Consider the following 26,563-nt stretch of genomic DNA (forward strand, 5'->3'; position numbering starts at 1 on the left):
GTCGCTATGCAGCATGCAGAGGAGTACCCCGGTGAGTCAGCCGGAGATGCAGCCCGAAGTGCCGCCCCGCAAGTCCGGCGCGTCCGGCCCGGCAGGTGCGGCCGCTCCTTCCGGTACGGGCTCCGGCACCGAGGACCGTGCGGGGCGGGGCCGTGACCTGACCGGCGAGCCGTTCCCGCTGGGCGACTGGGGGGAGCCCGCCCCGCGGCTGGACGAGCTCTACCGGTGGCTGGAGGCGGACGCGCTGCGCACCGCCGACTGGTATCTGAACGACCGGCTCTGGAAGCGGCGCGCGGCCAGGGCGCTGCGGACGGGCACCGCGGCCGGGGTGGTCGCGGGTGCCGCCCTGCCGCTGCTCGACCTGACCGGCGCGCTGCACGGTGCGGCCGGCTGGGGGTATCTGTCGCTGCTGCTGGGCGCCGCGTGCATGGCGTGCGACCGGTACTTCGGCCTGACCTCGGGCTGGATAAGGAACCTCGCGACCGCGCAGGCCGTGCAGCGGCGGCTCCAGGTGCTCCGGTTCGACTGGGCGTCGGAGTGCGTACGGGAGGTGCTCGGCCCGGCCGAGGGCACGGCGAGCGAGGCGACCGAGCGGTGCCTGGGGGTGCTGCGGCGCTTCTCCGAGGACATCACGGAGCTCGTACGGTCGGAGACCGCCGACTGGATGGTGGAGTTCCGTGCCGGCCCAGCGCCGCTGGGCATGCAGGCCCTGGTCTCCGGCGGCTCCGGGAACGGGCGCCCGGAGCCGGGGAGCGCGCCCGGCCGCTTCCCGCTCCAGTCGATGGGCCGGCCGAACATGCCGCGGCAGCGGCCGCCGGAGTCCCCGCGCTGACCGTTCACCGGCCGGTGCGGGGTCCGGCGCGGGACACCGGGGCCGCGTCAGCTGAAGACGATCATCGACCCCTGGGCGAGGCTGCGGGTGGCCGCGGCGTGCAGGCCGAGCCAGACGTGGCGCTCCCGGGCGAAGGGGTTGTCGTCGTACGGGACGGAGCTCGCCGGTTCCTCCAGCTCGGTGGGGGCGGCGGGCGGCAGGGGGGCGGGCGGCGGGTTCAGCGGATCGATGCCGATGGCCGGGGCGACGAACTCCAGCTCCCGCAGCAGCCCATGGGCCGAACCGAGCGGGCCGCCGCCCGCCAGCAGGTCGTCGGTGGAGACCGGGGCGGCGAAGTCGAGGGGCACGTACGCCCCCGCGTGGTCGAAGTGCCACACCAGGTGCGACTGGCGGGCGGTCTGCTCGAACATCTCCAGCAACTGCTCGTAGTCCCCGCCCAGCTCGTCGACCGGCGTGACGGCGAGGCCGCTGAGCTGGAGCAGATAGGCGCGGCGCAGGAAGTGCAGGGCCTCGTAGTCGAAGCCCGCGACCGGGGCCACGTCCCCGGTCAGTCCCGGCATGTACGCGTAGACGGGGACGGGCGGCAGTCCGGCCTCGCCCAGGGCCTTGTCGTAGAGGGCGATCTCTTCGGCGAAGGGGTTGTCGGGGCTGTGGCACAGCACATCGACGAGGGGGACCAGCCACAGGTCACAGGCCACGAAGTCTCGCTCTCCAACGGGGGCGTGCGGTGGTCGGGCCAGCGTAATGCGGCAGGCACCGCGCGCACAGTGGTCGCTCACGACCGGCCCGGGGCGCGGTGGGGCGGCGGCCGGTGCCCGCGGGGGTCAGGAGCGCCCCTGGTCCTCCTCCGCGGCCGGCTCCGGACCGGCCAGGCGGTCCGCCCAGCTCAGCGCGTGGCCGTTGTAGCCGTCGATCACCGCGCGCAGGGCCTCGCGGTCCCGTTGCGTGATCGCGGCGACCAGTTCGGCGTGGCCGTTCCACAGCCAGTCCCGCATGTCCGCGTCGCCCCGCAGGTACGGCACGGCGAACACCCATGCCTGGACGCGCAGCCGGTGCAGGAAGTCGCTGATGTAGCCGTTGCCGATGAGGCCGCCCAGCTCGCGCCAGAAGCGCAGGTCGTAGCCGATGAGGATGTCCAGGTCCCCCGAGCGCGCGGCGCGGGCGGCCTCCTCGGCACGTCGGCGTACGGACACGAGCGCGTCCCGGTAGTCGGCGCGCGGCGCGGGGACCGGGTCGTGGAAGACGCCCCGGATGACCCCGTCCATGACCAGGGCGCGGGCCTCCACCATCGCCCGGTAGTCCGCGACCGTGAACTGGTGCACCCGGAAGCCGCGGTGCTGGTCGGATTCGAGGAGGCCCTGCGCGGACAGGTCGAACAGCGCCTCGCGGACGGGCGTCGCGGAGACCCCGTACTGCTCGGCGATCTGTTTGACGGTGAACTCACGTCCCGGCAGCAGACGCCCGGCGAGCACCTCGTCACGCAGCGCGTCCGCGATCTGCTGCCGCAGGGTGCTGCGGGTGACGGCTCCGCTCGCGCACATGGCGCCCCTCCCCGATTCGGTTCCGGGTCACCTTAGACCGGCTCCGGACCGGTCAGGAGCCCCCGAGGCCCCCGGCGGGACGGACCACGCCGCTATTCTCGTCCCCGTCCGGCGTGTTGTCGTACGGGGGAGGCCGCACACCATGGAGAAGCTCGGGTCCACCGATCCTCAGCGCATCGGCGCGTACCGCCTGCTGGGGCGACTCGGCGCGGGCGGCATGGGCCAGGTCTATCTGGCCCGTTCCGACCGCGGCCGTACGGTCGCGCTCAAACTCGTACGCGAGGAACTCGCCGCGCAGCAGGTGTTCCGCGACCGGTTCCGCCAGGAGGTGCGGGCCGCCCGCCGGGTGGGCTCCACCTGGACCGCGCCCGTGCTGGACGCCGACACCGAGGCCGACGTGCCATGGGTCGCCACCGGATATGTGGCGGGGCCCTCTCTCCACGCGACCGTCTCGGGCCGGTCCGACACCGGATCCGGCCCGGCCCCCGGCACGTTCGGCCCGCTGCCGGAACGGTCCGTCCGTATTCTCGGCGCCGGTCTCGCGCATGCCCTGAAGGCCATCCACACGGCCGGCCTCATCCACCGGGACCTGAAGCCCTCCAACATCCTGCTCACGATCGACGGTCCACGCGTCATCGACTTCGGGATTGCCAGGGCCCTGGACACCGTCACCGACGGCGGCCTCACCCGCACCGGCGCACTGGTCGGTTCGCCCGGCTTCATGTCCCCGGAGCAGGTGCGGGGCGAGCGGGTGAGCGCGGCGAGCGACGTGTTCTGCCTGGGGTCGGTGCTGACGTACGCCCTGACCGGGCGGCTCCCCTTCGGCGCCGCGGCCAACGAGATGCACGCCCTGCTGTTCCGCATCGCGCAGGAGGACCCGGACCTGACCGGGGTCACGGCGGGCCTCGACGACCTCATCCGGGGCTGCCTCCACAAGGACCCGCAGGCCAGGCCGTCCACGGACGAAATCCTGGGCCTGCTGGCGGACGGCGACGACAGCGCGGAGCCCTGGCTGCCGGGCGCGCTCATCGCCCAACTCGGCCGCCATGCCGTGGAACTGCTCGACTCGGAGGACCCGGAGCACGCGGTGCCGGGGGACGCGGTGCCGGGGGACGCGGTGCCGGCCGACGCGGTGCCGGAGAAGGCAGCCCCGGCCGACGCGGTTCCGGGCGTGCGACCGGGTGCGGGACCGGGTGCCGAACCGGAGGACGGGATGCCGCAGGGCGCGGTCCCCCTCACCAAGCCGGCCGCCCCTGTGGCCGCGGCAGCCGGCGCCCCCGCCGACCCCGGCCCCGAGCCGCCCACCGAGATACTCGACGCCCCCACCGGGCCGACCGCCCCGCTCCCCTCCCCCGGGCAGCCCGCGCCCGGCCCCGTCCACTCGCTCCCCACCGCGGCCGCCGGTGCCGCCGGAGTCACGCCCCCGGCGAGCGGGCACCCGGCCACGCCTCCCCCGCCCGGTTACGGCTACCCGCACCAGCCGGCCCAGCCACAGCACGTCCAGGGCTACGGCCACCCGCAGCAGCCCCACCAGGGCCTGCCCTACGGCTATCCGCAGCAGCCGAGCCCGGACCACGGCTACCCGTACGGCTACCCGCAGCAGCCCGGCCCCGGAGCCACTCCTCCGTACGGCCCCGGCTACCCGGCCGGCACTCAGCACCCGGCCCCCGCCCCGGAACCGGCCCGCAGGAGCAGCGGCTCCACCATCGCCCTGATCGTGGTCGCCGTACTGGTCGCCATCGGGGCCGGCGGGTCCGTCTACGCGCTCATGAACGACAAGGGCGGGACGCCCACGGCGAAGCCCACCCACTCGGCCGGCCCCTCCCCGTCGCAGGCCATCGACGACTCCCCCTCCCCCGACGTCTCCCCCGACCCCTCGCCCAGCGACGACGGGGCCAACGGCGAGGAGGGCGGTGTCCCTGAGGGCTACCTCGGCTCCTGGTCCGGCAGCATCGACAACGCCACCGGCCACTCCACCCGTGAACTGGTCATCCGCCAGGGCGAGGCGGGCGACACCGTCCTCACCCTGACCGCCGAGGGCCCGCTCGACAGTGGCGGCTCCTACCGCTGCGTCTTCGAAGCCCCCCTGACGGCCGAGGCCACCGAGGGCGAGGCGGTGCGGATCGGCCCCTCCACCGTGACGGAGGGCGAGCCGGCGGCCTCCTGCACCCCCGGCGCCCCGACCACGCTCACCCTGCTCCCGGACGGGAGCCTCAGCCGGGAGAACACGTCCAGCGGCGAGAAGCTCACGTACACGAAGACGGGCTGACAGGACGTTCCGCGGTGCTCCGGGAGCGACTGCGGGCCGGTCGAAATCCGGCCGCGCGTACGAGTTGTCACCCGCATGTCATAACCTGCGATCCGGACCGCGCACCTCTCTCGTCTCCAGGTGCCGGGCGGTCCCTTCACCGTGGGGGTAGACACCATCTTGCGTACGCGCAGAATCTCCGCCGCGACCACGATCGCGGTGCTCTTCAGCTCAGTTGTACTGATCGGTGGCGCGGCCAACCCGGCCGCCGCCGACTCCAGCAAGGTCATCGCCGCCGCATCCGTCGGCGACATCGTCGCCGACGGCGTGCACAAGCGCGTCTTCATCAGTGACCCGGCCGGGGGCAAGGTCGTCGTCGCCGATTACAGCGGCACGGTCATCGCGAAGATCAACTCACTGCCGGGGGTGACCGGACTCGAACTGTCCGCGGACTCGGACACGTTGTACGCCGCCGTACCGGGCTCCGATGCCATCGTCACGATCGACACGGCGGCACTCAAGGTGTCCGCCCGGTACGCGACGGGGGACGGCACGGACCCGAAGTTCCCGGCGCTGGCCGGCGGCAAGCTCTGGTTCGGCTACGGCTCCGCCGGCCAGGGCCACATCGGGTCGCTCGACCTGTCCGGCGCCGAGCCGGTGGTGGCGCTGGAGCAGGACACCAACGGCACCTGGTACGCGGCGCCGACACTGGCCTCGACCCCGGGGGCGCCCGATGTGCTGGCCGCCGGTATCGAGACCCAGAGCCCGACCGACCTGGCTGTCTATGACGTGGCCTCGGGGACGGCCGTCCGGACCGCGTCGACGAGCACAAACGGCGCCAACATGCACGACCTCGCGCTCAGCCCGGACGGGACCCAGCTCCTGGTCGCCAGCGGCGCCCCGTACGTCCACCAGGCGTACAGCACCACGGACCTGGCACCGACGATCGCCTATCCGTCGGACGCGTATCCCAACGCGGTCGACATCGCCCCGGACGGGACGGTCGCCGCCGGCATCGACGGCTGGTACGAGCCGGACGTGTACATCTACAAGCAGGGCTCGACCAAGAAGCCGGTCCGGACGTACGACTTCCCCAACACCGGGAACAGCAGCGGCTCGGACACCCTGGACCCGTCCGGCCTGGCCTGGGCACCGGACACCAGCAGGCTGTTCGCCGTCACGGTCAACAGCGCGGGCGTCCGCTCGCTGCGGGTGCTCACCGACCCGGTCAAGTACCGGACGACGGTGACGGTCAGCGCTCCGGCGAAGGCGACCCGCGGCAAGAAGCTCACCGTGACCGGCAAGGTGAAGTCGGACGGTGCCTTCGCGTCGGGCGCCGTGGCGAAGGTGACGCGTACCGACATCGAGTCCCCCAAGGGCAAGGCGCTGGCCGCCGTGAAGCTGAAGTCGGACGGCACGTTCTCCTTCGGTGACACCCCGTCCGCGGGCGGCACGGTCACGTACAAGGTCTCCTACGCCGGGGACGCCGCGCACTCCGCGGCGTCGGGCAGCGACAAGGTCGCCGTCTCCCGGACAGCCACCTCGCTGACGCTGAACCGCAACAAGGCGGTCTACTCCTACGGGACCGACGTCTCGTTCACCGCGCACCTCGGCAAGACGTACAAGAACCGCACCGTCGAGCTCTGGGTGGACCCGTACGGCAAGGACAAGCCGAAGAAGCTGGTGAAGACCGGCAAGGTCAACTCCAAGGGCAACCTGTCCACGACCGTCGACATGACCCGGGACACGACCGTCACCGCCGTCTTCAAGGGCGACGGCCGCTCCGCGTCCAAGACGGTCGCCTCGGTCGCCTACGCGAAGGTGAAGGTCTCGACCTCGGTCTCCAAGCAGTACCGGACGGCGAAGATCGGCTCGCAGTCGTACGCCTACTTCCACAAGAAGACCAACCCGGTCTTCGCCACGACGATGAGCTACTACAAGAACCGCAAGTTCCGCCTGTCCCTGGAGCTCTACTACCAGGGCAAGTGGTACGACGCGGGCTCGCAGTACTTCAAGCTGGGCACCGCCGGGAGGACCAACGTGACGCTGACCGGCACCCATGAGACGGGCTACCGGATGCGGGTCCGCGCGTCCTACGTGAACGACTCGTCGGGCGACAACGTGAACACGACGACGCACGGCGCGTGGAAGTACTTCATCTTCACCAAGTGATCCGGGTTTCCCGGACGTTGTGAACGCGGGGCCGGGGAGGGCAGCCTTCCCCGGCTCCGCAGCCGTCGTGCTCACTGAACCATCGGTCGCACGGACATGAGCAGGTGCTGGTGGACCGTGTCCCCCACGCCGTCCGCCGCGGCCGCCGCGTCCTCGTGGTCCGGGTGCCCGGTGATCATGGCGCGCTGGCCCTGGCCGATGAGCTGGAAGCGGACGACCGGGGTGTCGAACGAGGCCAGCGCGTCCATCAGGTACGACGGGTTGAACGCGACGGTGATCTCTTCGGCGCCCAGGAGTCCGGCGGGCAGGCGCTGGGAGGCCACGTCGTCCTCGTAACCGGCCCGGAGCAGGACGGAGCCCGCCTCGAAGGCGAACTGGAGCGGGCTGTCGCCGTCCGCCACCACCGCGACCCGCTTCACGGCCTCGACCAGTGGCTCGCGCTCCGTCACCGCCTTGACCGGGCTGTCCAGCACGAACAGCTTGTCGTGGCGCGGGAGCCGGCCGTCGAGCAGCCGGACCGTGGTGCGCATGGACTCGCGCTCGAAGCCGGCCGAGCCGCTGTCCAGGGCGAGGCGGAGCGCGCCGGGGCGGGCGCCGACCGAGCGGGCGATCTCGCTGAGCCGACGGGCCGAGACGACGACGTCGGCCGTGACGCCCTGCGTGGCGGGCCGCCAGCCGAGCGTACGGACCGCGAAACGGTAGCGGTCCGTGGCGGCCAGGGTCATGCGCTCGCCGTCGAGCCCCAGACGGATCCCGGTGAGCGTGGGGAGGGTGTCGTCCCGGCCGGCGGCCACCGAGACATCGGCGACGGCTGCCGCGAACTCCTGCCCGTCGACCTCGCCGAGGACTTCCGGCAGCGGCGGCAGCGCGGGGTAGTCGTCGAGCGGGAGGACCGACAGGCCGAATCCGGCGCCGCCGCCCGTGACCGTGAACCGCGAGCCCTCGACCGCGCACTCCACCGGCCCGTCGGGCAGCACCTTGCACACGTCGAGCAGGCGGCGGCCCATGACCAGGACCTTCCCGGCCCGTTCGGTCCGGGCCCCGATCTCGATGCGGGCGGACGCCTCGTAGTCCAGGCCGGAGATGCTCAGCCTGCCGTCCGCCGCCTCCAGCAGCAGGCCGCCCAGGACGGGCACGGGCGATCTGGTGGGCAGCACGCGGGCGGCCCAGGCGACGGCGTCCGTCAGCTCGCCTCGTTCGATCCGGAACTCCATCGTGGTGACCTCTCCTCGTGCGCCGACCGCCTGCGGTCCCGACGATGGCGACGCTAGAGGCCACCACTGACAACGAGGCGGGGGACGCCCCCGGCCGCGAGGCCGGGGGCGTCCCCCACACGTGTGAATTCGCCGGATGAAAGCGCTGGTCAGCAGCTCAGGTTGGATCCGGGCGTGGTGCCGAGGATCTGGGTGAACGCCTGGTACTTGTTGATACGGCTCTGGACCTGGGCGGGGTTGCCGCCGTTGCACTCGATCGAGCCGTTGATGGAGCGGATCGTCTCGCCGAAGCCGGCACCGTTCACCATGGCGTTGTGGGCCGTCATGGTGCCGGGGCCGTTCTGGGTGTTCCAGTACCAGAGGCCGGTCTTCCAGGCCACGGCGGCGTTCTGCTCGACCAGGTAGGGGTTGCCCAGCAGGTCGATACCGAGGGCGTCGCCCGCGGCCTTGTAGTTGAAGTTCCAGCTGAGCTGGATCGGTCCGCGCCCGTAGTACGCGGACTGGCCCGCCGGGCAGCCGTAGGGCTGGCTGCTGTCGCAGTAGTGCGGGTAGTTGGCGGTGTTCTGCTCGACGATGTACACCAGTCCGCCGGTCTCGTGGCTGACGTTGGCGAGGAAGGCCGCGGCCTCCTGCTTCTTGACGGTGTCGCTGCCGGTGTTGGCGAAGCCCGGGTAGGCGTCCAGGGCGGCGACCAGCCCGCTGTACGTGTAGAAGGAACTGCGGCCGGGGAACATCTGGTTGAACTGCGCCTCGCTGACCACGAAGCCGGAGGACGAGCCCGGGTCACCCGGGTCCGTGCCGCCGCCGCTTCCGCACGCTCCCTTGTCGGCCCAGACGTCGGAGCTGCCGGGCTTCTCGTTCTGCGTCCACCACTTGGCGGTCCAGTTGTGCCCGTTGTACGAGGCGGAGCCCCCGCCCGTGTAGACGGACGAGGCGTTCCAGGCGGCCGCGCAGTCGGCGGCCGACGCGGTGGTGGCGGGAAGTACGACGAGCCCGGCGACGACCGCGCCCAGCGCGGCGAGCAGGCCCATGATGCGTCGGAACATCTGCACACTCCTTCGGCGCGGCGCACCGGTCGTCGCGGTACACCGCTGTGGGGGGTTGCCGTCACTCAAGCGCGGTTGGTCTGAACCTGTCAAGGTCTAGACCAACAATGAGGGCACTCCCGAGGGAAGAACCCCGGGACCTGTCCACGATGCGGGATGGCGGCGGCCCCGAGGTTTGAGCAGGCGTCAGCAGGTGAGTCGCGAGCCCGGGTCGACGCCGATGACGTCGGTGATGTGCTCGTACTTGGCGGCCCGTGCCTGCACCGAGCCGGGGTTGCCGCCGTTGCACTCCAGCGAGCCGTTGAGCGAACGGATGGTCTCGCCGAAGCCCGCGCCGCCGACCATGGCGTCATGGGACGTCATGGTCCCGGGACCGTTCTGGGTGTTCCAGTACCAGAGCGCGGTCTGCCAGGCGACCGACGGATCGCGCTCCACCATCCACGGGTCGTTGAGCAGGTCGAGCCCGAGGGCGTCCCCGGCCGCCTTGTAGTTGAAGTTCCAGCTGAACATGATCGGCCCCCGCCCGTAGTACGCGGACTGACCGGCCGGGCAGCCGAACAGCTGGCTGTAGTCGCACTTGATCCAGTAGTTGGCCTCGTTGATCTCCTTCACGTACCGCAGGCCGACCGACTCGAAGTCGGCGTGCGTCAGGAAGGCCGCGGCCTCCCGGGCCCTGGTCTGCTCGGTCCCGGTGTTCGCGAACCGCGGGTACGCGTGCAGCGCGTCGATCAGGCCCTGGTACGTGTAGAAGGGGTCGCGCTCGGGGAAGATCTCGTCGAACTCCGCCTCACTGATGACGAAGTCCGAGACCCCTCCCGTACAGGCGCCCGCGTCCGCCCAGACGGTGGCGGCACCCGGATTCTCGTTCCGCGTCCACCACTTCGCCGTCCAGTTGCGGCCGTGGTGCGAGACCGCGCCACCGGCCGAGTAGGCGGTCGAGGAGTCCCACAGGGGCGCGCACGAGGCGGAGCCGCCGGTGTCTGCGGCGGCCGGCGCGGCGGTGGCGGCCCCGGGCAGAAAGACCGCCGTCGCGACGACTGCGCCCAGTACGGTCAGGATGCTCTTGATGCGGTTCAGCGCTGCTCACTCCTTCGACGAGGACGGGCATGGCTCGCCGCACACCTCGGCGGGCGGGCCGTGCAGGCATCCCTGCACCCAACCGCCGCTGGTCTGGACCTGTCAAGGTCTAGACCAGCCGGAGTCGCCGTGACCGCACGTGCGGGAGGGCCGGGGCTCAATCGCCGCCCCGGCCCTCCCGCGTACCCGCGTGTCTACAGGAACGGGTTGATCTCGATGGTCTCGGTACGGCCGGGGCCGACACCGATCGCGGAGATCGGGGCGCCGGACATCTCCTCCAGCGCCTTCACGTACGCCTGCGCGTTCTTCGGCAGGTCGGCGAACGTCTTCGCCTTGGTGATGTCCTCGGACCAGCCCGGGAGCATCTCGTAGACCGGCTTCGCGTGGTGGAAGTCGGTCTGGTTGTACGGGAGCTCCTCGACGCGCTTGCCGTCGATCTCGTACGCCACGCACACCGGGATCTGCTCCCAGCCGGTCAGCACGTCCAGCTTGGTGAGGAAGAAGTCGGTGAGGCCGTTGACCCGGGTCGCGTACCGCGCGATGACCGCGTCGAACCAGCCGCACCGGCGGTCACGGCCGGTGGTGACACCGCGCTCGCCGCCGATCCGGCGCAGCGCCTCGCCGTCCTCGTCGAGCAGCTCCGTCGGGAACGGACCGGCGCCGACGCGGGTGGTGTACGCCTTGAGGATGCCGATGACCCGGCTGATCTTGGTCGGACCGACGCCTGCACCGGTGCAGGCGCCGCCCGCGGTCGGGTTCGACGAGGTCACGAACGGGTATGTGCCGTGGTCGACGTCGAGCAGCGTGCCCTGGCCGCCCTCGAACAGGACGACCTTGCCCTCGTCGATGGCGTTGTTCAGGACGAGCGTCGTGTCGGCGACGTACGGCTTGATCTGCTCCGCGTACTGGAGCATGTCCTCGACGACCTTGCCGGCCTCGATGGCGCGCCGGTTGAAGACCTTGGCCAGAAGCTGGTTCTTCTGCTCCAGGGCCGCCTCGACCTTCTGCTCCAGGATCGACTCGTCGTAGAGGTCCTGGACGCGGATGCCGACCCGGTTGATCTTGTCGGCGTACGTCGGGCCGATGCCGCGCCCGGTGGTGCCGATCTTGCGCTTGCCGAGGAACCGTTCCGTCACCTTGTCGACGGTGACGTTGTACGGGGTGATCAAATGAGCGTTGCCGCTGATCAGCAGCTTGGACGTGTCCACGCCGCGGTCGTTGAGCCCACTCAGCTCGGAGAGCAGGACCGCCGGGTCGACGACGACACCGTTACCGATGACCGGGGTACACCCCGGTGACAGGATGCCGGAGGGGAGGAGATGCAGTGCGTACTTCTGGTCGCCGACGACGACCGTGTGGCCGGCGTTGTTGCCGCCCTGGTAGCGCACCACGTAGTCCACGGATCCACCGAGCAGGTCGGTGGCCTTTCCCTTGCCCTCGTCACCCCACTGAGCACCGAGCAGCACAAGTGCGGGCACAGGCGTACACCCCTTCCGGGCGGGGCATGTCCAAGGTCAGGGGGCGTACGAAAACGCCGTACGTGCCGTACGTCGTTGTACGGCACAGTCCGAACCGTCGAACCGGGTGCCCCGGAATAGACGAAACCCCTGGCGCAATAGCGCAAGGGGCTCTTGCACCAAGATGCTACCCGAGGAAGGTCCGAGGTGTCGGCTGCCCAGCCCCCCGGTAACGGCGCGCCCCATCTGCTGGTGGTGGTCGATCCGGTCGCCCGCCGCACGGACGGCGAATCCGTACGCATCGCGAAGGACGTGCTGAGCGCCGGCTCGCACGCCAAGATCTGCTTCCCGGACAGCCCCGGGGAATTCGCCCGGGCGCTGGCCCGCCGGGGCGGCAGGCGGCCGGTGGTGATCGGCGACGACCGGGCGCTGCGACGTGCGGTGTCCCTGCTGCACCGGGAGCGGGAACCTGCGATGAGCGCGCTGTCGCTCGTCCCGGTCGGCGCCTCGGACGCCCTGGAACTGGCTCACTCGCTCGGCGTACCGAACGGCGCCGTCGCGGCCGCGCGCACGGCGCTGGACGGGGCGGTGCGCCGGCTGGACCTGCTCGTCGACGACAGCGACGGCGTGGTCCTGGGCGCGCTGCGCATCCCCGCGCTGAACAGCGCCCCGGGCACGGGGACCGACCGCTCGGGTGTGACCGCCGTCTGGGACACCTGCCGCTCCCTGGTGCGCACCCTGGTACGCCCCGCGCCCCCGGAACCGCCCGCCGCGTCCCCGACGCACCGGCTGCGTGTGGAGGCCGACGGCGTCGTGCTGAACGACCTGGACCGCCCGGTCGCCTCGGTGACGGTGACCTCCGGGTGCGGTGACGACGGCGTGGCGGCCGTGACCATCGACGCGCCGGACGCCGCCCCGGTCACCACGGAGGCCAAGGCCGTCACGGTCTCGGGGGCTGACTTCCGCTACCGGGCGGACATACAGGTCGCGGGGCCGGTGCGGACGCGGACGTGGACGGTACGGGCGGGGGCCTGGGGGCTGATGCTTCCGGCGCGGTAGCGGGGCGGGGGCAGGTTCGCCGCCCCCGGGCTCACACCTCGACCCGCAGCTCCTTCAGACCCCGGATGACGTAGCCCGGGTTCCACTCCGGTTCGGCGGCCAGTCGCAGGCCGGGGGCCTTACGCAGCAGCTCACCGAAGGAGGCGGCCAGCTCGACACGGGCCAGCGGGGCGCCCAGGCAGAAGTGGATGCCGGCGCCGAAGGTGATGTGCGGGTTCTCCCGCCGGGCGAGGTCGAGGGTGTCCGGGTCGGTGAAGCGGGCCGGGTCGCGGTTGGCGGAGCCGAAGAGCAGGGCCACCTCGGAGCCCCGCGGGATGACCGTGCCGTCGATCTCGATGTCGTCCAGCACCCAGCGCTCAAACATCTGCAGGGGGGTGTCGTACCGCATCAGCTCCTCCAGCGCCGTGGGCAGAAGCCCGTGGTCGGCCCGGAGGGCGGCCAGCTGCTCGGGGTGGCGCAGCAGCGTCCACCAGCCGTTGACCGTGGTGTTGACCGTCGCCTCGTGCCCGGCGTTCAGGAGGAGGACGCAGGTGGAGACCATCTCCTGCTCGGTCAGCCGCTCGCCCTCGTCGTGGGCGGCGACGAGGGCGGAGATGAGGTCCGGGCCCGGGTTCGCCCTCCGCTCGGCGATCAGCTCGCGCAGATACGCGGAGAACTCGAGGGAGGCACGGACGGCTGCGCGGGCGGTGTCCTCGGACGGGTTGAGCTCGAACATCCCGCAGATCGCGGCGGACCAGGGTCGCAGCGGTGCACGGTCGGACTCCGGGATGCCGAGCATCTCGGCGATCACGGCGACGGGCAGCGGCTCGGCGACGGCCGAGAGCAGGTCGCCCCCGCCCTGCTCGACGAAATCGTCGACGAGTCCGGCGGCCAGCCGCTGGACGGTGGGGACGAGCTGTTCGACGGTGCGCGGGGTGAACGCCTTGGACACCAGGCGCCGGATGCGGGTGTGGTCCGGCGGTTCGAGATCCAGCAGCCCCTGCCCGTTGAGCGTCTCGAACGGCTCGTGCTCCGGGGGAGGCGGCGTCCGGCCGAACTCCTCGTGCGTGAACCGGTGCAGATACGTGCGCCCCAGCCGCCGGTCACGCAGCAGGGCCGACACGTCGGCGTAGTGCGGGACGAGCCACTGGTCGGTGGCCTCGAAGTAGTGCGCCCGGCCGGTGGCCCGCAGTTCGGCGTAGGCGGGGTACGGATCGGCGACGAACGCCGCCGACCAGGGGTCGAACGGGGCGGGGGAGGCGCTGGGCTGTTCCATGGTCCGACGCTAACCGGCCGCCCCGGAGCGGGCCAGCCCCGCCGGGGCCAGGGCCGCCGGGGCCGGGGCCGCCGTGCTCAGGAAGGCGTGACCAGGCGCGCCTCGTAGGCGAAGACGGCGGCCTGGGTGCGGTCCCGGAGGCCGAGTTTGACCAGGATGCGGCTCACGTGGGTCTTGATCGTCGACTCGGCGACGATCAGGTGTGCGGCGATCTCCGCGTTGGAGAGGCCCTGGGCGATCAGGACGAGCACCTCCGTCTCGCGTTCGGTGAGGTCACCGATCCGGGCGAGGGCCGGGGGGCGCGGGGCCGACGCCAGTCTGGAGAACTCGGTGATCAGGCGCCGGGTGACCGTCGGGGCCAGCAGCGCCTCGCCGGAAGCGACCACGCGTACGCCGTCGGCGAGCTGGCGGGCCGACGCGTCCTTGAGGAGGAAGCCGGAGGCGCCCGCGCGCAGCGCCTGGTAGACGTACTCGTCCAGGTCGAAGGTGGTGAGGACCAGGACCTTCGCGTCCCCGTCGGCGGCGACGATCTCGCGGGTCGCCTCGATGCCGTTGAGCTCGGGCATACGGATGTCCATCAGCACCACGTCGGGGCGGAGTGCGGCGACCCGGGTGACGGCCTCCCGGCCGTTCACCGCCTCGCCGACGACCTCGATGCCCGGCATGGCGTTGAGCAGGACCGAGAAGCCCTCGCGGACCATCATCTGGTCGTCGACGATCAGGACCCGGATCGGGGCGGTGGGCGGCGTCGTCATGCCTGCTCCACTGCGGCGCCGGACGCGTCGGACCCGGTGGGCTGAGCCGGTATGAAGGCCGTGACCTCGTAACCGCCCTCCGCGGTGGCCTCGGCGGTCATCTCACCGTTCAGCATCGCGACCCGCTCCCGCATCCCGGTGATGCCGTGCCCGGCCCCCGGCGACGGCTTCACCGGAGCGGTCGGCGGCCCGTTCACGACGCGCAGGCCGAGGCCGCCCAGGACGTAGCCGATCTCGACTCTCGCGGTGGCGCCCGGGGCGTGCCGCAGGCTGTTGCTGAGCGCTTCCTGGATGATCCGGTACGCCGACAGCTCGACGCCCTGTGGCAGTTCGCGCACCGCGCCGGTCACCGCCTTCTCCGTCACCAGGCCCGCGTCCCCGACGTTGGCGAGCAGCCGGTCGAGGTCGGCGAGGGTGGGCTGCGGCGCGTCCGGTGCCTCGTAGTCGTCGGCCCGGACGACGCCGAGCACCCGGCGCAGTTCGGTGAGCGCGGCCACGGCGTTCTCCCGGATCGTGACGAAGGCCTGCTCCAGCTCCGGCGGCGGGTTCTCCACCCGGTACGGGGCGGCCTCGGCCTGGATGGCGACGACGGACATGTGGTGGGCGACCACGTCGTGCAGTTCACGGGCGATCGTGGTGCGCTCCTCCAGCAGCGTCCGCCGGTCGCGCTCGACGGCGGTCACGGTGCGCTGCACGGTGACCTCGCGCTGCGCCTCCCGCCGGATCTGGACCAGGCTCACCACGAGCAGCGCGAACGCCGAGGCCACCGCCATGCCCGCGGTGCTCGACCCGCCGCTCCCGCCGGTGACGACGCACTCGACGACGAGCCCCAGCAGCAGCGTGAGCGCCCACATCCAGGCAGCGGTGCGCGGCCGGGTCCTGGCCGCCACGACGAACAGCACCACCAGGTGGGAGAAGAAGGTGCTCGCCCCCCACGGCCCTTCGCCGCCCAGGACCGCGCTCACCGGCATCAGCGCCATGGACATCCAGAACGCCCCGACCGGCCTGATCAGCGTCATCGCCACACAGATGGCGGGCAGCAGCCCGGACAGCAGGACGCCGGCGTTGCCCGTATCGGTGAACCCCGCCATGAAGGTGATCAGCGCGGCGCCCAGCACCATCGCGTGCGGTATCCACACGGCCCCGGCCCCGAGCCGCCCCGGCAGCCGCCGGGTCAGGCGCCCGTCGGTGCGCATCGGCGCCATCGACCGGTAGGCGAACGCTTCCTGGAAGAGGTCCTGCCGCAGGTCTTCGATCGCACCCTCGGCGAGCCGGAACTCCGGGCTTCTGGTCTTGGTCTCGGTCACGCCTCCACGGTAGGCGGACCGGCGGGCCGGGTCGTCGGCCCCGATACGGATTCCCGGCCGTCCGTCGCAAGTACTACACGCGCACCGTACGGGCACCGCGCGGCCTACCAGGCGAGCTGGGCGATCTCCTCCGCGACCACCGCGCACGCGTCGGCGGCCGGGTCGATCAGCGGGAAGTGGCCGACGTCCGGCAGCAGCGTCAGCCCCACCGTCTCGCCCTCCTTCGCCGCGGTGTCCACGAACGCCTCGGAGACGGCCGTCGGCACCGTCAGGTCCGTGGTGCCCTGGACGACGACGGTCGCGATGCCCGTGGGCAGCAGCCGCGCCGGGTCCGCGTACGCGCTCCGCTCGGCGAAGTCCCCCGCCGGCCCCAGGAGCTGCCCGACCGCCCCCGAGCACACGTCGAGTGCGGCCGCCGAGGCGAAGTCCGCGATCGGCGCGAGGGCCACCACACCGCGCAGCGCGGGCGGCCTCGGCAGCCGCCACGGCGACCCCTCCGGCAGGACGTGCCGGGCGGCGGCCCACAGGGCCAGCTGTCCGCCCGCCGAGTGCCCGGTGACGACGATCCGGCGGCCGTCCGCCGCCGGCAGCTCCCGGGCCAGCAGCTCCGGCAACGCGTCCATCGCGGCGGCGACGTCGTCGAAGGTCTCCGGCCAGCGCCCCGCGACGGGCCCGGTCCCGCGCTGCTGCGGAAGCTCGCTGCCGCGCCGGTACTCGACACTGGCGACGGCGAACCCGCGCCGGGCCAGGAAGTCCGCGAACGGCGACACATGGGCCCGGTCGTACGGGGCCCGCCACGCGCCGCCGTGCAGCAGGACCACGACGGGCGCCCCGGTGCGGCCCCCGCGCGGGGCGTAGAAGTCGATGACCTGGTCCGGGTGGCTGCCGTAGGCGGCGGAGGCGTCCGGGGCGACGGCCGGATGCGAGAAGGCCGATTCGGTCTCGGCGGCGTCCCGCTCGCGCGCGGCAGAGTCCGACATCCTGCTCCCACCCTCCCTGTCATCCGGCCCAACTGGCCTGACCTGCGGGGACGGTACCAGTACGGGAGCCGGGCCCGCGCACCGGGAAGCGGCTCCCCGGGCGCCGCGCCGAAGCCCTCACGCGCCGGCCCCGCACGGCGCCGTCCGGTGACCGGGGCGAGCCGGTCACCGGACGGATGCGGCAGCCTACGCCGCCGGAGCGCCCAGAACCTCCGCGAGCACCCGTGCCGCGCGTTCGGCGTCGGCGAACCCCACGTACAGCGGTGTGAAACCGAACCGCAGCACATCCGGCCGGCGCAGGTCCCCGACGACGCCGCGCGCGATCAGCTCGGCCATCACGGCCTCGGCGTCGTCGCACCGCAGCGCGACCTGGCTGCCCCGTTCCGCGTGGGCGGCCGGGGTCACCGAGGTGACCCGGCCCTCGGGGGCGTACGCCTCGACGCACTCCAGGAAGAAGTCCGTCAGGGCCAGGGACTTCGCCCGGACCGCGTCGATCCCGACGCCGTCCCAGACGTCGAGGGACGCCTCCAGGGCCAGCATGGACAGGATGTCGGGCGTGCCGACGCGGCCCCGGACCGCGCCGTCGGCCGGGGTGTAGCCGGGCGTCATCGTGAACGGGTCGGCGTGCGACGTCCACCCCGGCAGGGGCGAGTCGAAGGCCGCCTGGTGGCGCTCGGCGACGTACAGGTAGGCGGGCGAACCGGGACCGCCGTTGAGGTACTTGTACGTGCAGCCGACCGCCAGGTCCACGCCGTGCTCGTCCAGGCCGACGGGGAGCGCGCCCGCGCTGTGGCACAGGTCCCAGACGGCGATCGCGCCCGCGGCCCGCACCGCGGCGGTCAGCCCCGGCAGGTCGTGCAGCCGGCCCGAGCGGTAGTCGACGTGGTTGAGCAGGACGGCGGCGGTCCGCGGCCTCAGCGCGTCCGGTACGTCGGCGGGGGCGACCGGGACGATCCGGTGGCCGGTCATCCGGGCCGCCGAAGCGGCGATGTAGCCGTCGGTGGGGAACGTCTGCGCGTCGACCAGGATCTCGTCGCGGCCCTCCGGCGCCAGCCGGGTCGCGGCCACGAGGGCCTTGAAGACGTTCACACTCGTCGAGTCCCCGACGACGATCCGGCCGGCCGCCGCACCGACGATCGGGGCGATGCGGTCACCGATCCGTTCCGGCGCCGTCCACCAGCCGCTCTCGCCCCAGGACCGGATGCGCAGCTCGCCCCACTCGCGGGTGATGACCTCCTGCACCCGGGCGGGCACGTGGCGCGGCAGCGCGCCGAGCGAGTTGCCGTCGAGGTAGACGGTGTCGTCGAGGGTGAACAGGTCGCGCAGCGGCGCGAGGGCGTCCTCGGTGTCGAGCGCCTGTGCGCGCTCCTTCAGGTCAGACATGGCTGCGGGCCGTCCAGAGCTCGGGGAAGACGTTCTTCGTGGCGCGTTTCTCCAGCCAGGCCACGCCGGCCGAGCCACCGGTGCCGGTCTTGGAGCCCATGGCCCGCCGGGTGGCGAGCAGGTGGTCGTTGCGCCATCGCCAGACCAGCTCGCCGACATCGGTGAGCACCTCGCCGAGGCGGACCAGCTCGTCGTTCTGGTCGGGGTTGGCGTAGATCTCCGCCCAGACGGCCTCGACCTCGGGCGACGGCTCGTACTTCCGGGTCAGGTCCCGGCCGAGCACGGACTCGGGGATCGCGTGCCCGCGCCGGGCGAGCAGGGCGAGGGCCTCGTCGTACAGGCCCGGCTCCGCGAGGGCCTTCTCCAGCTCGGCGTGGACGCGGGGCGCGCCCCGGTGCGGCACCAGCATGGACGCGGACTTGTCACCGAGCAGGAACTCCATCCGCCGGTACATCGCCGACTGGAAACCGGAACCCTCGCCGAGCGAGGACCGGTAGGAGTTGAACTGGGCGGGGGTGAGCTGGGCGAGCGGCGTCCAGGAGGCGTTCAGGGCCTCCAGCTCGCGCAGGGACCGCTTCAGCGCGTCCTGCGCGACGTCCAGGCGGTCCTCGCGCATCGCGTGCGCGGCGGCCTCCCACTCGTGGACGATGACGGTGAACCACAGCTCCATGACCTGGGTGGTGACCAGGAAGACCATCTCGCCGGGATCGTCCGAGCGCAGGTGCTGGAGGTGGGTCAGGACATCCGCCTGGACATAGTCCTCGTACGGAGTCGTGCCCGCGAAGTCGAGGTGCGGGGTCGCCGCACCGGTGGCTTCGGGGTCGGGGGGAATCGTCGACATCGCTGTCTCCTCGACACGAGCTTCCGGGTAGCGGTCCGCCCCTTCCATCAGGAAGTGGAGCTCCGGTCCCCTGTTCGCATCCTAAACGCCACCCCCGGACACGCGCAGGCCCCGCGGCCGCTGGTGCGTGGCTGCGGGGCCTGCGGTACGGCGTGGGCTAGCCGAGGGTCTCGGCGGCGGTCGGCGAGGAGTCGCGCAGGAACGTCGAGCAGCGCTCGTACTCCTCCTGCTCACCGATCGCCTGCGCGGCCCGCGCGAGGGCGTGCAGGGCACGCAGGAAGCCGCGGTTCGGCTCGTGCTCGAACGGCACCGGGCCGTGGCCCTTCCAGCCGGCCCGGCGCAGCGCGTCGAGGCCGCGGTGGTAGCCGGTGCGGGCGTAGGCGTACGACTCGATGACCCGGCCGCCCTCGAACGCCTCGTCGGCGAGCTGTGCCCAGGCCAGCGAGGAGGTCGGGTACTTCGCGGCGACATCGGTGGGCGCCGTGCCCGCGGCGAGCAGCTCGCGCGGCTCCGGGTCGTCGGGCAGGTGGGTCGGGGGCGGGCCCCCGAGCAGGTTCTCGTGGATCGACATGCTCCCAGTGTGCCTGGCCCGGCGCCCCCTTCAAGCCCGCGCTCCAAGCCTCTTCGGCGATTGAGGAGCGGGGGTCCGGGGGCAGAGTCCCCGAAACACCCGCATCCGACGCTACGCGGCGCCCCGCACCGCCTCGACCCCCCGGATCAACGCGTCGAGCCCCGCCTCGACCTTGCTCCGCGCGCACCCCACGTTCAGCCGCACGAAGCCCTCCGCCCCGTACGTGCTGCCCGGCATCACGGCGACCCGTTCCCGCTCGATCAGCACCCGCTGCAGTGCCTCGTCGTCCCGGACGCCCGCGCGCCGCAGGTCGATCCAGGCCAGGTACCCGGCCTGCGGCGGCTCCCACGCGAGTTCGGGGAACGCGGTGTTCAGCCGCTCGGCGACCAGGGCCAGGTTCCCCGCGACGTACGCGCGCACCGCGTCCAGCCACGGACCGCCCTCCCGGTACGCGGCGATGTGCGCGGTCAGCGAGAGCACGGCCGGTGAGGCGAGGCCCTCCGCCGTCTCCATGCGGCGCAGGTACTCGGTCCGGTCCTCCGGCCGCCCGATGAGCCCGTACGAGCCGGTGAGCGCCGGGAAGTTGAACGACTTCGAGGCGGAGGTGATGACCGCCCAGCGCTCGTCGCCGCCCACCCGGGTCCACGGCACGTGCGGGCGCCCGTCGTGCACGAAGTCCGCGTGGATCTCGTCGCTGATCACCGCCACCCCGTGGCGCGCGGCGAGCGCGGCCATCCCGGCGAGCTCCGCCTCCGTCCAGACCCGGCCGGACGGGTTGTGCGGGGAGCACACCACGAGGACCTTGCTGTCCGGCCGCGCGAGCTCCCGCTCCAGCGCGTCCGTGTCCCCGAGCGGTACGCCGCGCAGTTCCCGCCCGAGCCCGAGGATCGCCTTGCGGAAACCGTCGTACGTGGGGGTGTGCAGGACCACCCCGTCGCCCTCCGCCGTCCACATCTGGAGCAGCTGGGAGAACTGGCTGAGCACCGACGGCCCGTAGACCAGCCGGCCGGTGTCGATCGTGGTGCCGTAGCGGGTCGCGTACCAGTGGGCGATGGCGGACCGGAAGTCGTCCTGTCGCCAGTCCGTGTAGCCGAACACGCCGTGGTCGAGCCGGGCCCGGAGGGCGGCCAGCACCTCGGGAGCCGTCTCGAAGTCCATGTCGGAGATGGTGAACGGCAGCAGGCCGTCCACGCCGAAGCGGTCCGCGACCCCGTCCCACTGGACGCACCAGGTTCCGCGGCGGTCGATCACGGTGTCGAAGTCGTAGGACGTGCTCACAGCTGTTTCCTCAGATCGTGCGTGCCGGGCCGGGACATGCCGTGGGCCCGGCTCCCCGAGGGGTGCCGGGCCCACGCCACACATCCGTACGGACCTACTTCAGCTTCGTGCCGGTGGAGCGCAGGTTGGCGCAGGCCTCCGTGACGCGCTTGGCCATGCCGCCCTCGGCGGACTTGCCCCAGCTGCGCGGGTCGTAGACCTTCTTGTTGCCGACCTCGCCGTCGACCTTCAGCACACCGTCGTAGTTGCGGAACACGTGGTCCACGATCGGGCGGGTGAAGGCGTACTGGGTGTCGGTGTCGAGGTTCATCTTCACGACGCCGTTCTCCAGCGCGGTGGAGATCTCCTCGGCGGTGGAGCCGGAGCCGCCGTGGAAGACGAAGTCGAACGGGGAGGTCTTGCCGTACTTGGCGCCGACGCCCTCCTGGAGGTCCTTGAGGAGCTCCGGACGCAGGACGACGTTGCCCGGCTTGTAGACGCCGTGCACGTTGCCGAAGGAGGCGGCCAGCAGGTAGCGGCCCTTCTCTCCCAGGCCGAGCGCCTCGGCGGTGCGCAGCGCGTCGTCGACGGTCGTGTAGAGCTCGTCGTTGATCTCGTGGGTGACGCCGTCCTCCTCGCCACCGGTCGGGGTGATCTCGACCTCAAGGATGATCTTGGCGGCGGCGGCCTTGGCCAGCAGCTCCTGGCCGATGGCCAGGTTGTCGGCCAGCGTCTCGGCCGAGCCGTCCCACATGTGCGACTGGAACAGCGGGTTCAGACCCTTGGCGACGCGCTCGGCGGAGACGTCGATCAGCGGGCGGACGTAGCCGTCCAGCTTGTCCTTGGGGCAGTGGTCGGTGTGCAGCGCGACGGTGATGTCGTACTTGGCGGCGACGATGTGCGCGAACTCGGCCAGCGCGACGGCGCCCGTGACCATGTCCTTGTTGTACTGGCCGCCCAGGAACTCCGCGCCGCCGGTCGAGATCTGCACGATGCCGTCGCTCTCGGCCTCCGCGAAGCCGCGCAGGGCGGCGTGCAGGGTCTGGGTCGACGTCACGTTGATGGCCGGGTAGGCGAACTTGCCTGCCTTCGCCCGGTCGAGCATCTCGGCGTATGCCTCGGGGGTTGCGATGGGCATCTGTCCGCTCCTTGGGATGTGCGGGTGTGCGTGCTGGGTCCCTGACCTGGGGGCGACGTCATCGTCGCCCCCATCCTCCCAGACTCTGGTTCCGGCTCCACCTGGCGGTGCCCCCAGGATCGGCGGTTCCCGTTCGCAGGGACTACGACAAAGGCGGTCGGTTTCACGTGAAACCGACCGCCTCCGGAGAAACCCGCAGGTCACGCCAGGTCGAGGTCCGGAACCGTGTAGGCGTGGACGTACGGGAGGCCCGCCTCGGCGATGGCCGGAGCCGCACCGCGCTCCACGATCACGGCCACGGCGACCACCTCGCCACCGGCCTCGCGCACGGCCTCGACGGCGGTCAGCGGGGAGCCGCCGGTCGTCGAGGTGTCCTCGACGACGAGGCAGCGACGGCCCTTGACGTCCGCGCCCTCGATCCGGCGCTGCATCCCGTGGGCCTTCTGCGCCTTGCGGACGACGAAGGCGTCCAGCTCCTGGCCACGGGCGGCGGAAGCGTGCAGCATCGACGTGGCGACCGGGTCGGCGCCGAGCGTCAGGCCGCCCACGCAGTCGTAGTCCAGCTCCGCCGTCGCGTCGAGCATGACCTGACCGACCAGGGGAGCGGCCTTGCCGTCAAGCGTGATGCGGCGCAGATCGATGTACCAGTCGGCCTCCAGGCCGGAGGAGAGCGTCACCTTGCCGTGGACCACGGCCTTGTCCTTGATCTGCTGGAGCAGCTCAGCGCGTACGTCAGTCATGGCTACGAGGATAAGGCGCGCGCTTCCCGTGGCCGCCCCCGCCGGAACCGGTGTGCGCCCGCCGGCCGGCTTCCGCGCTCAGAGCCGGCGCCAGCTCCAGGTGGTGGCGATCTCCAGCGGCTCGATCGGGGTGACGTAGCGCGGGTCGGTGTTCAGCCCGTTCGGCGGGCCGGACTGCGGCTCCACGCAGACCGCCTCGTCCTGCTCGTCGTAGATCACGACCCACTCGGACCGGCTCTTCACCGTCAGCTCCAGCTGCTGCGGCCAGGTAAGCGTGACGTCGACGCCGTCCGGCATCCCGAAGCAGTCGTCCCACGGACCGGGCAGGGGCGGAATCCGGCGGCCGGTCGGCAGGTGGTTCTCGCCGCGCTCCTCCTGCCAGGCGGCGTCGAAGTCGATACGGACCTCCTCGCCGCCGTCCAGACGGCGGTGGAACCACGGGTGCCAGCCCGCCTGCGCCGGGAAGGAGTTCCCGTACGTCTCGATGCCGAAGGCCAACGTGAGGGAGTCCTCGGCCAGTTCGAAGGTCTGGGTGACCCGGCCCGGGTAGGGCCAGGGGTCGGCCAGGTCGTAGTAGAACGACGCCTGCGTCCCGCTCTCCAGGGCGGTGTGCCAGGCCGTGTCGCGGCCGGTGCCGTGGATGGCGTGCGGCGGAGCGGTCAGCGGGAGCTGGTGGACGACGCCGCCGTCGCGGAACTGCCCGTTCTCGGTCCGGCCGCACCACGGCACCATCGGGAAGCAGCCGTACCGCTCCCCCTGCCGCAACAGTTCGGTACCGCCGATCCGCAGGCTGCTGATACGGCAGCCGTTGGCGGGGTTCACGGTCAGTTCTGTGTCGCCGACGGAGAGCCGGACGTCCTTCTCGCTGCTGCTCACGGGACGACCCTACTGGCGCCGCTACCTCCGGCGCCGCAACGCCCGGCTGACGACCACCGCCGAGGCGAGGGCCAGCGCCGCGGCCGGGGCGACCCAGCGCAATGTGGCGCCCGCACCGCCCGAATCCGGCGAGGGCACGGGGGCGTACCGGCCGCGCGGCGGGGCGTGGTCGACCTCCTCCGCGCTGCGCCCGATCATGGTGCGCCGGGCGTGCGCGGCCTCGGCCGGCGGGCCGTCCGGCACGGTGAACTCGATCCCGGCGACCGGGTCCAGCGACGACAGCGGGACGGGCGCGTCGAACAGGGACTCCCGGTCCGATGACTCCTCCCCGCCCGGCTCCCCCGGCTGCTCGGCACCCGGAGCCTCGTCGGGGGCGGCCTCGTGGGTGGGCAGCGTCTCGTCGGCGCCGCTCAGCGGTCCGGACCCGCTGAGCGGGGAGCCGGCCGCGGGCTCGGGGCCGGTCTGGTCCGCCTCCTCGGCGGCCTCTTCGAGCGCCTGCTCGACGGCTTCCCCGACCGCCAGCTCGTCGGCGCAGACCTCGGCGGCCCCCGGCTCCTCATCGGTGGCCCCGCTGCCGGAGGCGTCGGCCGCGTCGCCGGAAACCGTGGCGGCACCGCCCCACGCCTCGTCGGCCGCGCCCTCGCCCTGGGCGGCCAGCGACTCCGTCACGAGCTGCTGCGCGAACCGGTCGAGCAGGCGGTGTGCCGTGGACAGCGCGGCCGCCGGGTCGAGGTCGAGCAGGCGCCCGTCGCCGTTGACCGTGCCCTCGAAGGCGATCGACGTGCCCTCGTCGCCCTCCGTCAGCCGGAGGGTCAGCGACAGCTTCGCCGAGCCGCCGCCCCGGGCCTCCGCGCCCTCGCCCTCCACCAGGACGGCGTGCACGGAGTCCACGTCCGGGTCGCCCGGCAGCGCGGTGAGGCGCAGCGTCCCCCGGTAGGTGATGGTGTGGCCGCCGGCCCGGATTCTGAGCCGGCCCGTCAGGGGACCCGCCGACGCGTCGGCGTCCTGCTGGAACCCCGGTACGCAGCGGGCGACCCGGGCGGGGTCACCCAGCGTCCGCCGCAGGGCCGGGACCGGAACCGGTACGAACACCTCATGCTCCATGGGAACCGAGCCTACTCAGCCCCGGCCGACACGTCAGCGCTTCCGCACCCCGCGGTCCCGCGACCGCCTCACCGCTCCTCCCAGTAGCGCGGGTGCACCAGCGTCGACGGTGCCAGGCCCGGCAGCCGCCCGGTCTCCGCCCGGCGCCCCGCGTCCAGCAGCACCGGGACGTTCAGCGAGCGCAGCGCGGGCCCGTCCGGTGCCAGGCCGAGCGTGGGCCTCGTGGCCGTACCGGCCAGCAGGAACCCCCAGCCGCTGCCCCCGTCCGCACCGCCTCCGGCCCGGTCGGGGCCCACCGCGAAACCCGGGGAACGCCCGCTGATCCGATAGGGGCGCGGGTGCAGTCCGGCCGCCCGCATCGACGCGTCGACCGTCCAGAACGTGCGCGGCCGGCCGAGGGGCGGGCCCGCGTGCGCCACGAGGCGGCCGTCCGCTGCGAGGGCCTCGGAGACCAGGCCGTAGAACTCCGCCGAGTAGAGTTTCGTGCTCGCCGAGATACCGGGGTCGGGCAGGTCGGAGATCACCACGTCGTAGCGGCCGCGGGCGGTCCGCAGCCAGGTGAACGCGTCACCGGTCACGACGGTCACGCGGGGGTCGTCCAGCGCGTGCGCGTTCAGCGCGGAGAGGGCCCGGTCCGTACGGGCCAGTCGGGTGACGGTGGGGTCCAGCTCCACCAGCGTCACGCTCCGCACGTCCGGGTAGCGCAGCACCTCCCGTGCCGCGAGGCCGTCGCCGCCGCCCAGGATCAGGACCCGGGCGTGCGGCCCGTTCATCGCGGGGTGCACCAGCGCCTCGTGGTAGCGGTACTCGTCGCGCGCGCTGACCCGCAGCCGCCCGTCCAGGTAGAGGTCCAGGGAGCTGCCGCCGGCCCCGGTCAGCACGACCTCCTGCACTTCGGTCTGCACGGCGACCCGCACCTGGTCCCCGTACACCGCGCGGCGCGCCGCCCGCTCGAAGTCGTCGGCCAGCAGCGCGGCCGTGGCGAGCACCGCGATCACCGTCACGTTGGCGGCGACCAGCAGCCACCGGGACCGGGGCGCGATGTCCCGCCGGAACACCCACAGCACCAGGGCCCCGCCCGCCGCCGCGTTGACCGCGCCGGTCAGCAGCGCGCCGGTCAGCTGGCCGAGCATCGGCAGCAGCAGGAACGGGAAGGCTAGGCCGCCGACGAGCGCCCCCACGTAGTCCGCCGCGAACAGATCGGCCACGGCCCCGCCCGCGTCCTGCCGGTCCACCCGCTGGATCAGCGTCATGAGCAGGGGAATCTCCGCGCCGATCAGGATGCCGATCGTCAGCGAGAACCCGACCAGCGCGTACCTCGACTCGCCGAACCAGGCGAACGACGCGTAGAGCACCAGCGCCGAGAAGCCCCCGACCAGGGCGAGCGCCGCCTCGATCAGCCCGAAGCCCACCGCCGCCCGGCTGCGTAAACGTTTCGCGAGGAGCGAGCCGATCCCCATCGCGAACACCATCACGGAGAGCACGACGGACGCCTGGGTGACCGAGTCGCCGATCAAGTAGGAGGCGAGGGCGACCAGTTCGAGTTCGTACACCAGTCCGCAGGCGGCACACACGAAGACGGCGGCCAGCACGAGGTACCGACCGGTCCTCGGCCGGACGGGAAGCCGCGCCGCGCCCCCTCGCAGCGACACCTGCTGGTCGATCATGCCGCGAACGCTACGTCACTGACTGCTCGCCGTTTGTCACCCA

Annotated in this window: 23 protein-coding genes; 4 read left to right on the top strand and 19 right to left on the bottom strand. The window is 72.5% G+C overall.

Features of this window, described 5'->3' with window-relative positions; translation table 11 throughout:
* Positions 1 to 46 precede the first annotated feature (46 nt).
* Positions 47 to 832 carry an SLATT domain-containing protein gene (locus OG242_RS14505; protein ID WP_405901610.1) on the top strand — a complete coding sequence of 262 codons (786 nt, stop codon included), beginning with the start codon at positions 47 to 49 and terminating at the stop codon, positions 830 to 832.
* Positions 833 to 879: 47 nt separating this feature from the next.
* Here OG242_RS14505 and OG242_RS14510 read toward each other — a convergent pair whose 3' ends face one another.
* Entirely contained in the window at positions 880 to 1,530 is a 651-nt protein-coding gene (locus OG242_RS14510) for a hypothetical protein (RefSeq protein ID WP_405898567.1), read from the bottom strand.
* Between the two features lie 126 nt (positions 1,531 to 1,656).
* Positions 1,657 to 2,373, bottom strand: coding sequence for a GntR family transcriptional regulator (locus OG242_RS14515; protein WP_405898568.1), 717 nt, complete (start codon positions 2,371 to 2,373; stop codon positions 1,657 to 1,659).
* 142 nt (positions 2,374 to 2,515) lie between these two features.
* Here OG242_RS14515 and OG242_RS14520 point away from each other — a divergent pair, with 142 nt between their 5' ends.
* Together OG242_RS14520 and OG242_RS14525 are read left to right on the top strand one after the other, a co-directional pair.
* Positions 2,516 to 4,642, top strand: a complete 2,127-nt coding sequence (locus tag OG242_RS14520) for a protein kinase domain-containing protein (RefSeq protein WP_405898569.1) — start codon at positions 2,516 to 2,518, stop codon at positions 4,640 to 4,642.
* Between the two features lie 159 nt (positions 4,643 to 4,801).
* The gene (locus OG242_RS14525) at positions 4,802 to 6,793 is read left to right on the top strand and encodes a YncE family protein (RefSeq protein ID WP_405898570.1); all 1,992 of its coding nucleotides are present in this window, start codon (positions 4,802 to 4,804) and stop codon (positions 6,791 to 6,793) included.
* A 71-nt stretch (positions 6,794 to 6,864) separates the two neighbouring features.
* On the opposite strand, the gene dnaN is transcribed toward OG242_RS14525, so the two are convergent.
* The 4 genes from dnaN to OG242_RS14545 all read right to left on the bottom strand — a co-directional run bounded on the left by dnaN (position 6,865) and on the right by OG242_RS14545 (position 11,608).
* Positions 6,865 to 8,007: a DNA polymerase III subunit beta gene (gene dnaN / locus OG242_RS14530; RefSeq protein ID WP_405898571.1), complete on the bottom strand. Its 1,143-nt coding sequence runs from the start codon at positions 8,005 to 8,007 to the stop codon at positions 6,865 to 6,867.
* 149 nt (positions 8,008 to 8,156) lie between these two features.
* Positions 8,157 to 9,053, bottom strand: coding sequence for a glycoside hydrolase family 19 protein (locus tag OG242_RS14535; protein WP_405898572.1), 897 nt, complete (start codon positions 9,051 to 9,053; stop codon positions 8,157 to 8,159).
* Positions 9,054 to 9,239: 186 nt separating this feature from the next.
* Entirely contained in the window at positions 9,240 to 10,130 is an 891-nt protein-coding gene (locus OG242_RS14540; RefSeq protein WP_405901611.1) for a glycoside hydrolase family 19 protein, read from the bottom strand.
* A gap of 194 nt (positions 10,131 to 10,324) precedes the next feature.
* Positions 10,325 to 11,608, bottom strand: coding sequence for an adenylosuccinate synthase (locus OG242_RS14545; protein WP_405898573.1), 1,284 nt, complete (start codon positions 11,606 to 11,608; stop codon positions 10,325 to 10,327).
* Positions 11,609 to 11,794: 186 nt separating this feature from the next.
* On the opposite strand from OG242_RS14545, the gene OG242_RS14550 reads away from it, so the two are divergent.
* Positions 11,795 to 12,646, top strand: a complete 852-nt coding sequence (locus OG242_RS14550; RefSeq protein WP_405898574.1) for a diacylglycerol kinase — start codon at positions 11,795 to 11,797, stop codon at positions 12,644 to 12,646.
* A 31-nt stretch (positions 12,647 to 12,677) separates the two neighbouring features.
* Here OG242_RS14550 and OG242_RS14555 read toward each other — a convergent pair whose 3' ends face one another.
* The 13 genes from OG242_RS14555 to OG242_RS14615 form a co-directional block, all read right to left on the bottom strand.
* Positions 12,678 to 13,901 carry a cytochrome P450 gene (locus tag OG242_RS14555; RefSeq protein WP_405898575.1) on the bottom strand — a complete coding sequence of 408 codons (1,224 nt, stop codon included), beginning with the start codon at positions 13,899 to 13,901 and terminating at the stop codon, positions 12,678 to 12,680.
* 77 nt (positions 13,902 to 13,978) lie between these two features.
* Entirely contained in the window at positions 13,979 to 14,656 is a 678-nt protein-coding gene (locus OG242_RS14560) for a response regulator (RefSeq protein ID WP_405898576.1), read from the bottom strand.
* Positions 14,653 to 15,963, bottom strand: coding sequence for a sensor histidine kinase (locus tag OG242_RS14565; protein ID WP_405898577.1), 1,311 nt, complete (start codon positions 15,961 to 15,963; stop codon positions 14,653 to 14,655). Before OG242_RS14565 ends, OG242_RS14560 begins: the two co-directional genes overlap by 4 nt.
* Before the next feature lie 104 nt (positions 15,964 to 16,067).
* Positions 16,068 to 16,943 (bottom strand): alpha/beta hydrolase family protein, encoded by an 876-nt coding sequence (locus OG242_RS14570; protein ID WP_405898578.1) that lies wholly within the window; start codon positions 16,941 to 16,943, stop codon positions 16,068 to 16,070.
* Positions 16,944 to 17,129: 186 nt separating this feature from the next.
* A complete protein-coding gene (gene kynU / locus OG242_RS14575; RefSeq protein WP_405898579.1) occupies positions 17,130 to 18,326 on the bottom strand; it encodes a kynureninase in 1,197 nt (398 codons plus the stop codon).
* Positions 18,319 to 19,167, bottom strand: coding sequence for a tryptophan 2,3-dioxygenase family protein (locus tag OG242_RS14580; RefSeq protein WP_405898580.1), 849 nt, complete (start codon positions 19,165 to 19,167; stop codon positions 18,319 to 18,321). Before OG242_RS14580 ends, kynU begins: the two co-directional genes overlap by 8 nt.
* Positions 19,168 to 19,324: 157 nt before the next feature.
* On the bottom strand, positions 19,325 to 19,738 hold the full coding sequence (locus OG242_RS14585; protein ID WP_391264739.1) for a DUF3151 family protein: 414 nt from the start codon (positions 19,736 to 19,738) through the stop codon (positions 19,325 to 19,327).
* 111 nt (positions 19,739 to 19,849) lie between these two features.
* The gene (locus OG242_RS14590; protein ID WP_405898581.1) at positions 19,850 to 21,016 is read right to left on the bottom strand and encodes a MalY/PatB family protein; all 1,167 of its coding nucleotides are present in this window, start codon (positions 21,014 to 21,016) and stop codon (positions 19,850 to 19,852) included.
* Between the two features lie 94 nt (positions 21,017 to 21,110).
* Positions 21,111 to 22,133 (bottom strand): class II fructose-bisphosphate aldolase, encoded by a 1,023-nt coding sequence (gene fbaA / locus OG242_RS14595; protein WP_405898582.1) that lies wholly within the window; start codon positions 22,131 to 22,133, stop codon positions 21,111 to 21,113.
* 200 nt (positions 22,134 to 22,333) lie between these two features.
* Positions 22,334 to 22,873: an orotate phosphoribosyltransferase gene (gene pyrE, locus OG242_RS14600; protein WP_405898583.1), complete on the bottom strand. Its 540-nt coding sequence runs from the start codon at positions 22,871 to 22,873 to the stop codon at positions 22,334 to 22,336.
* 78 nt (positions 22,874 to 22,951) lie between these two features.
* Complete coding sequence (locus tag OG242_RS14605; RefSeq protein WP_405898584.1) at positions 22,952 to 23,749, bottom strand: aldose 1-epimerase; 798 nt, start codon at positions 23,747 to 23,749, stop codon at positions 22,952 to 22,954.
* A 21-nt stretch (positions 23,750 to 23,770) separates the two neighbouring features.
* Positions 23,771 to 24,841 carry an SRPBCC domain-containing protein gene (locus tag OG242_RS14610; protein WP_405901612.1) on the bottom strand — a complete coding sequence of 357 codons (1,071 nt, stop codon included), beginning with the start codon at positions 24,839 to 24,841 and terminating at the stop codon, positions 23,771 to 23,773.
* 80 nt (positions 24,842 to 24,921) lie between these two features.
* Positions 24,922 to 26,520, bottom strand: coding sequence for a polyamine aminopropyltransferase (locus tag OG242_RS14615; protein ID WP_405898585.1), 1,599 nt, complete (start codon positions 26,518 to 26,520; stop codon positions 24,922 to 24,924).
* Positions 26,521 to 26,563: the final 43 nt, after the last annotated feature.

Source organism: Streptomyces sp. NBC_00727 (assembly GCF_045161745.1).
In the GTDB taxonomy this organism is placed as follows: Bacteria; Actinomycetota; Actinomycetes; order Streptomycetales; family Streptomycetaceae; genus Streptomyces.

What these genes read in the sequence shown, in the direction of transcription:
- dnaN (WP_405898571.1), bottom strand. Translation starts at nt 8,007, where the DNA reads ATGGAGTTCCGGATCGAACGAGGCGAGCTGACGGACGCCGTCGCCTGG.
- OG242_RS14535 (WP_405898572.1), bottom strand. Translation starts at nt 9,053, where the DNA reads ATGTTCCGACGCATCATGGGCCTGCTCGCCGCGCTGGGCGCGGTCGTC.
- OG242_RS14520 (WP_405898569.1), top strand. Translation starts at nt 2,516, where the DNA reads ATGGAGAAGCTCGGGTCCACCGATCCTCAGCGCATCGGCGCGTACCGC.
- kynU (WP_405898579.1), bottom strand. Translation starts at nt 18,326, where the DNA reads ATGTCTGACCTGAAGGAGCGCGCACAGGCGCTCGACACCGAGGACGCC.
- OG242_RS14515 (WP_405898568.1), bottom strand. Translation starts at nt 2,373, where the DNA reads ATGTGCGCGAGCGGAGCCGTCACCCGCAGCACCCTGCGGCAGCAGATC.
- OG242_RS14505 (WP_405901610.1), top strand. Translation starts at nt 47, where the DNA reads ATGCAGCCCGAAGTGCCGCCCCGCAAGTCCGGCGCGTCCGGCCCGGCA.
- OG242_RS14585 (WP_391264739.1), bottom strand. Translation starts at nt 19,738, where the DNA reads ATGTCGATCCACGAGAACCTGCTCGGGGGCCCGCCCCCGACCCACCTG.
- fbaA (WP_405898582.1), bottom strand. Translation starts at nt 22,133, where the DNA reads ATGCCCATCGCAACCCCCGAGGCATACGCCGAGATGCTCGACCGGGCG.
- OG242_RS14580 (WP_405898580.1), bottom strand. Translation starts at nt 19,167, where the DNA reads ATGTCGACGATTCCCCCCGACCCCGAAGCCACCGGTGCGGCGACCCCG.
- OG242_RS14615 (WP_405898585.1), bottom strand. Translation starts at nt 26,520, where the DNA reads ATGATCGACCAGCAGGTGTCGCTGCGAGGGGGCGCGGCGCGGCTTCCC.
- OG242_RS14555 (WP_405898575.1), bottom strand. Translation starts at nt 13,901, where the DNA reads ATGGAACAGCCCAGCGCCTCCCCCGCCCCGTTCGACCCCTGGTCGGCG.
- OG242_RS14560 (WP_405898576.1), bottom strand. Translation starts at nt 14,656, where the DNA reads ATGACGACGCCGCCCACCGCCCCGATCCGGGTCCTGATCGTCGACGAC.
- OG242_RS14570 (WP_405898578.1), bottom strand. Translation starts at nt 16,943, where the DNA reads ATGTCGGACTCTGCCGCGCGCGAGCGGGACGCCGCCGAGACCGAATCG.
- pyrE (WP_405898583.1), bottom strand. Translation starts at nt 22,873, where the DNA reads ATGACTGACGTACGCGCTGAGCTGCTCCAGCAGATCAAGGACAAGGCC.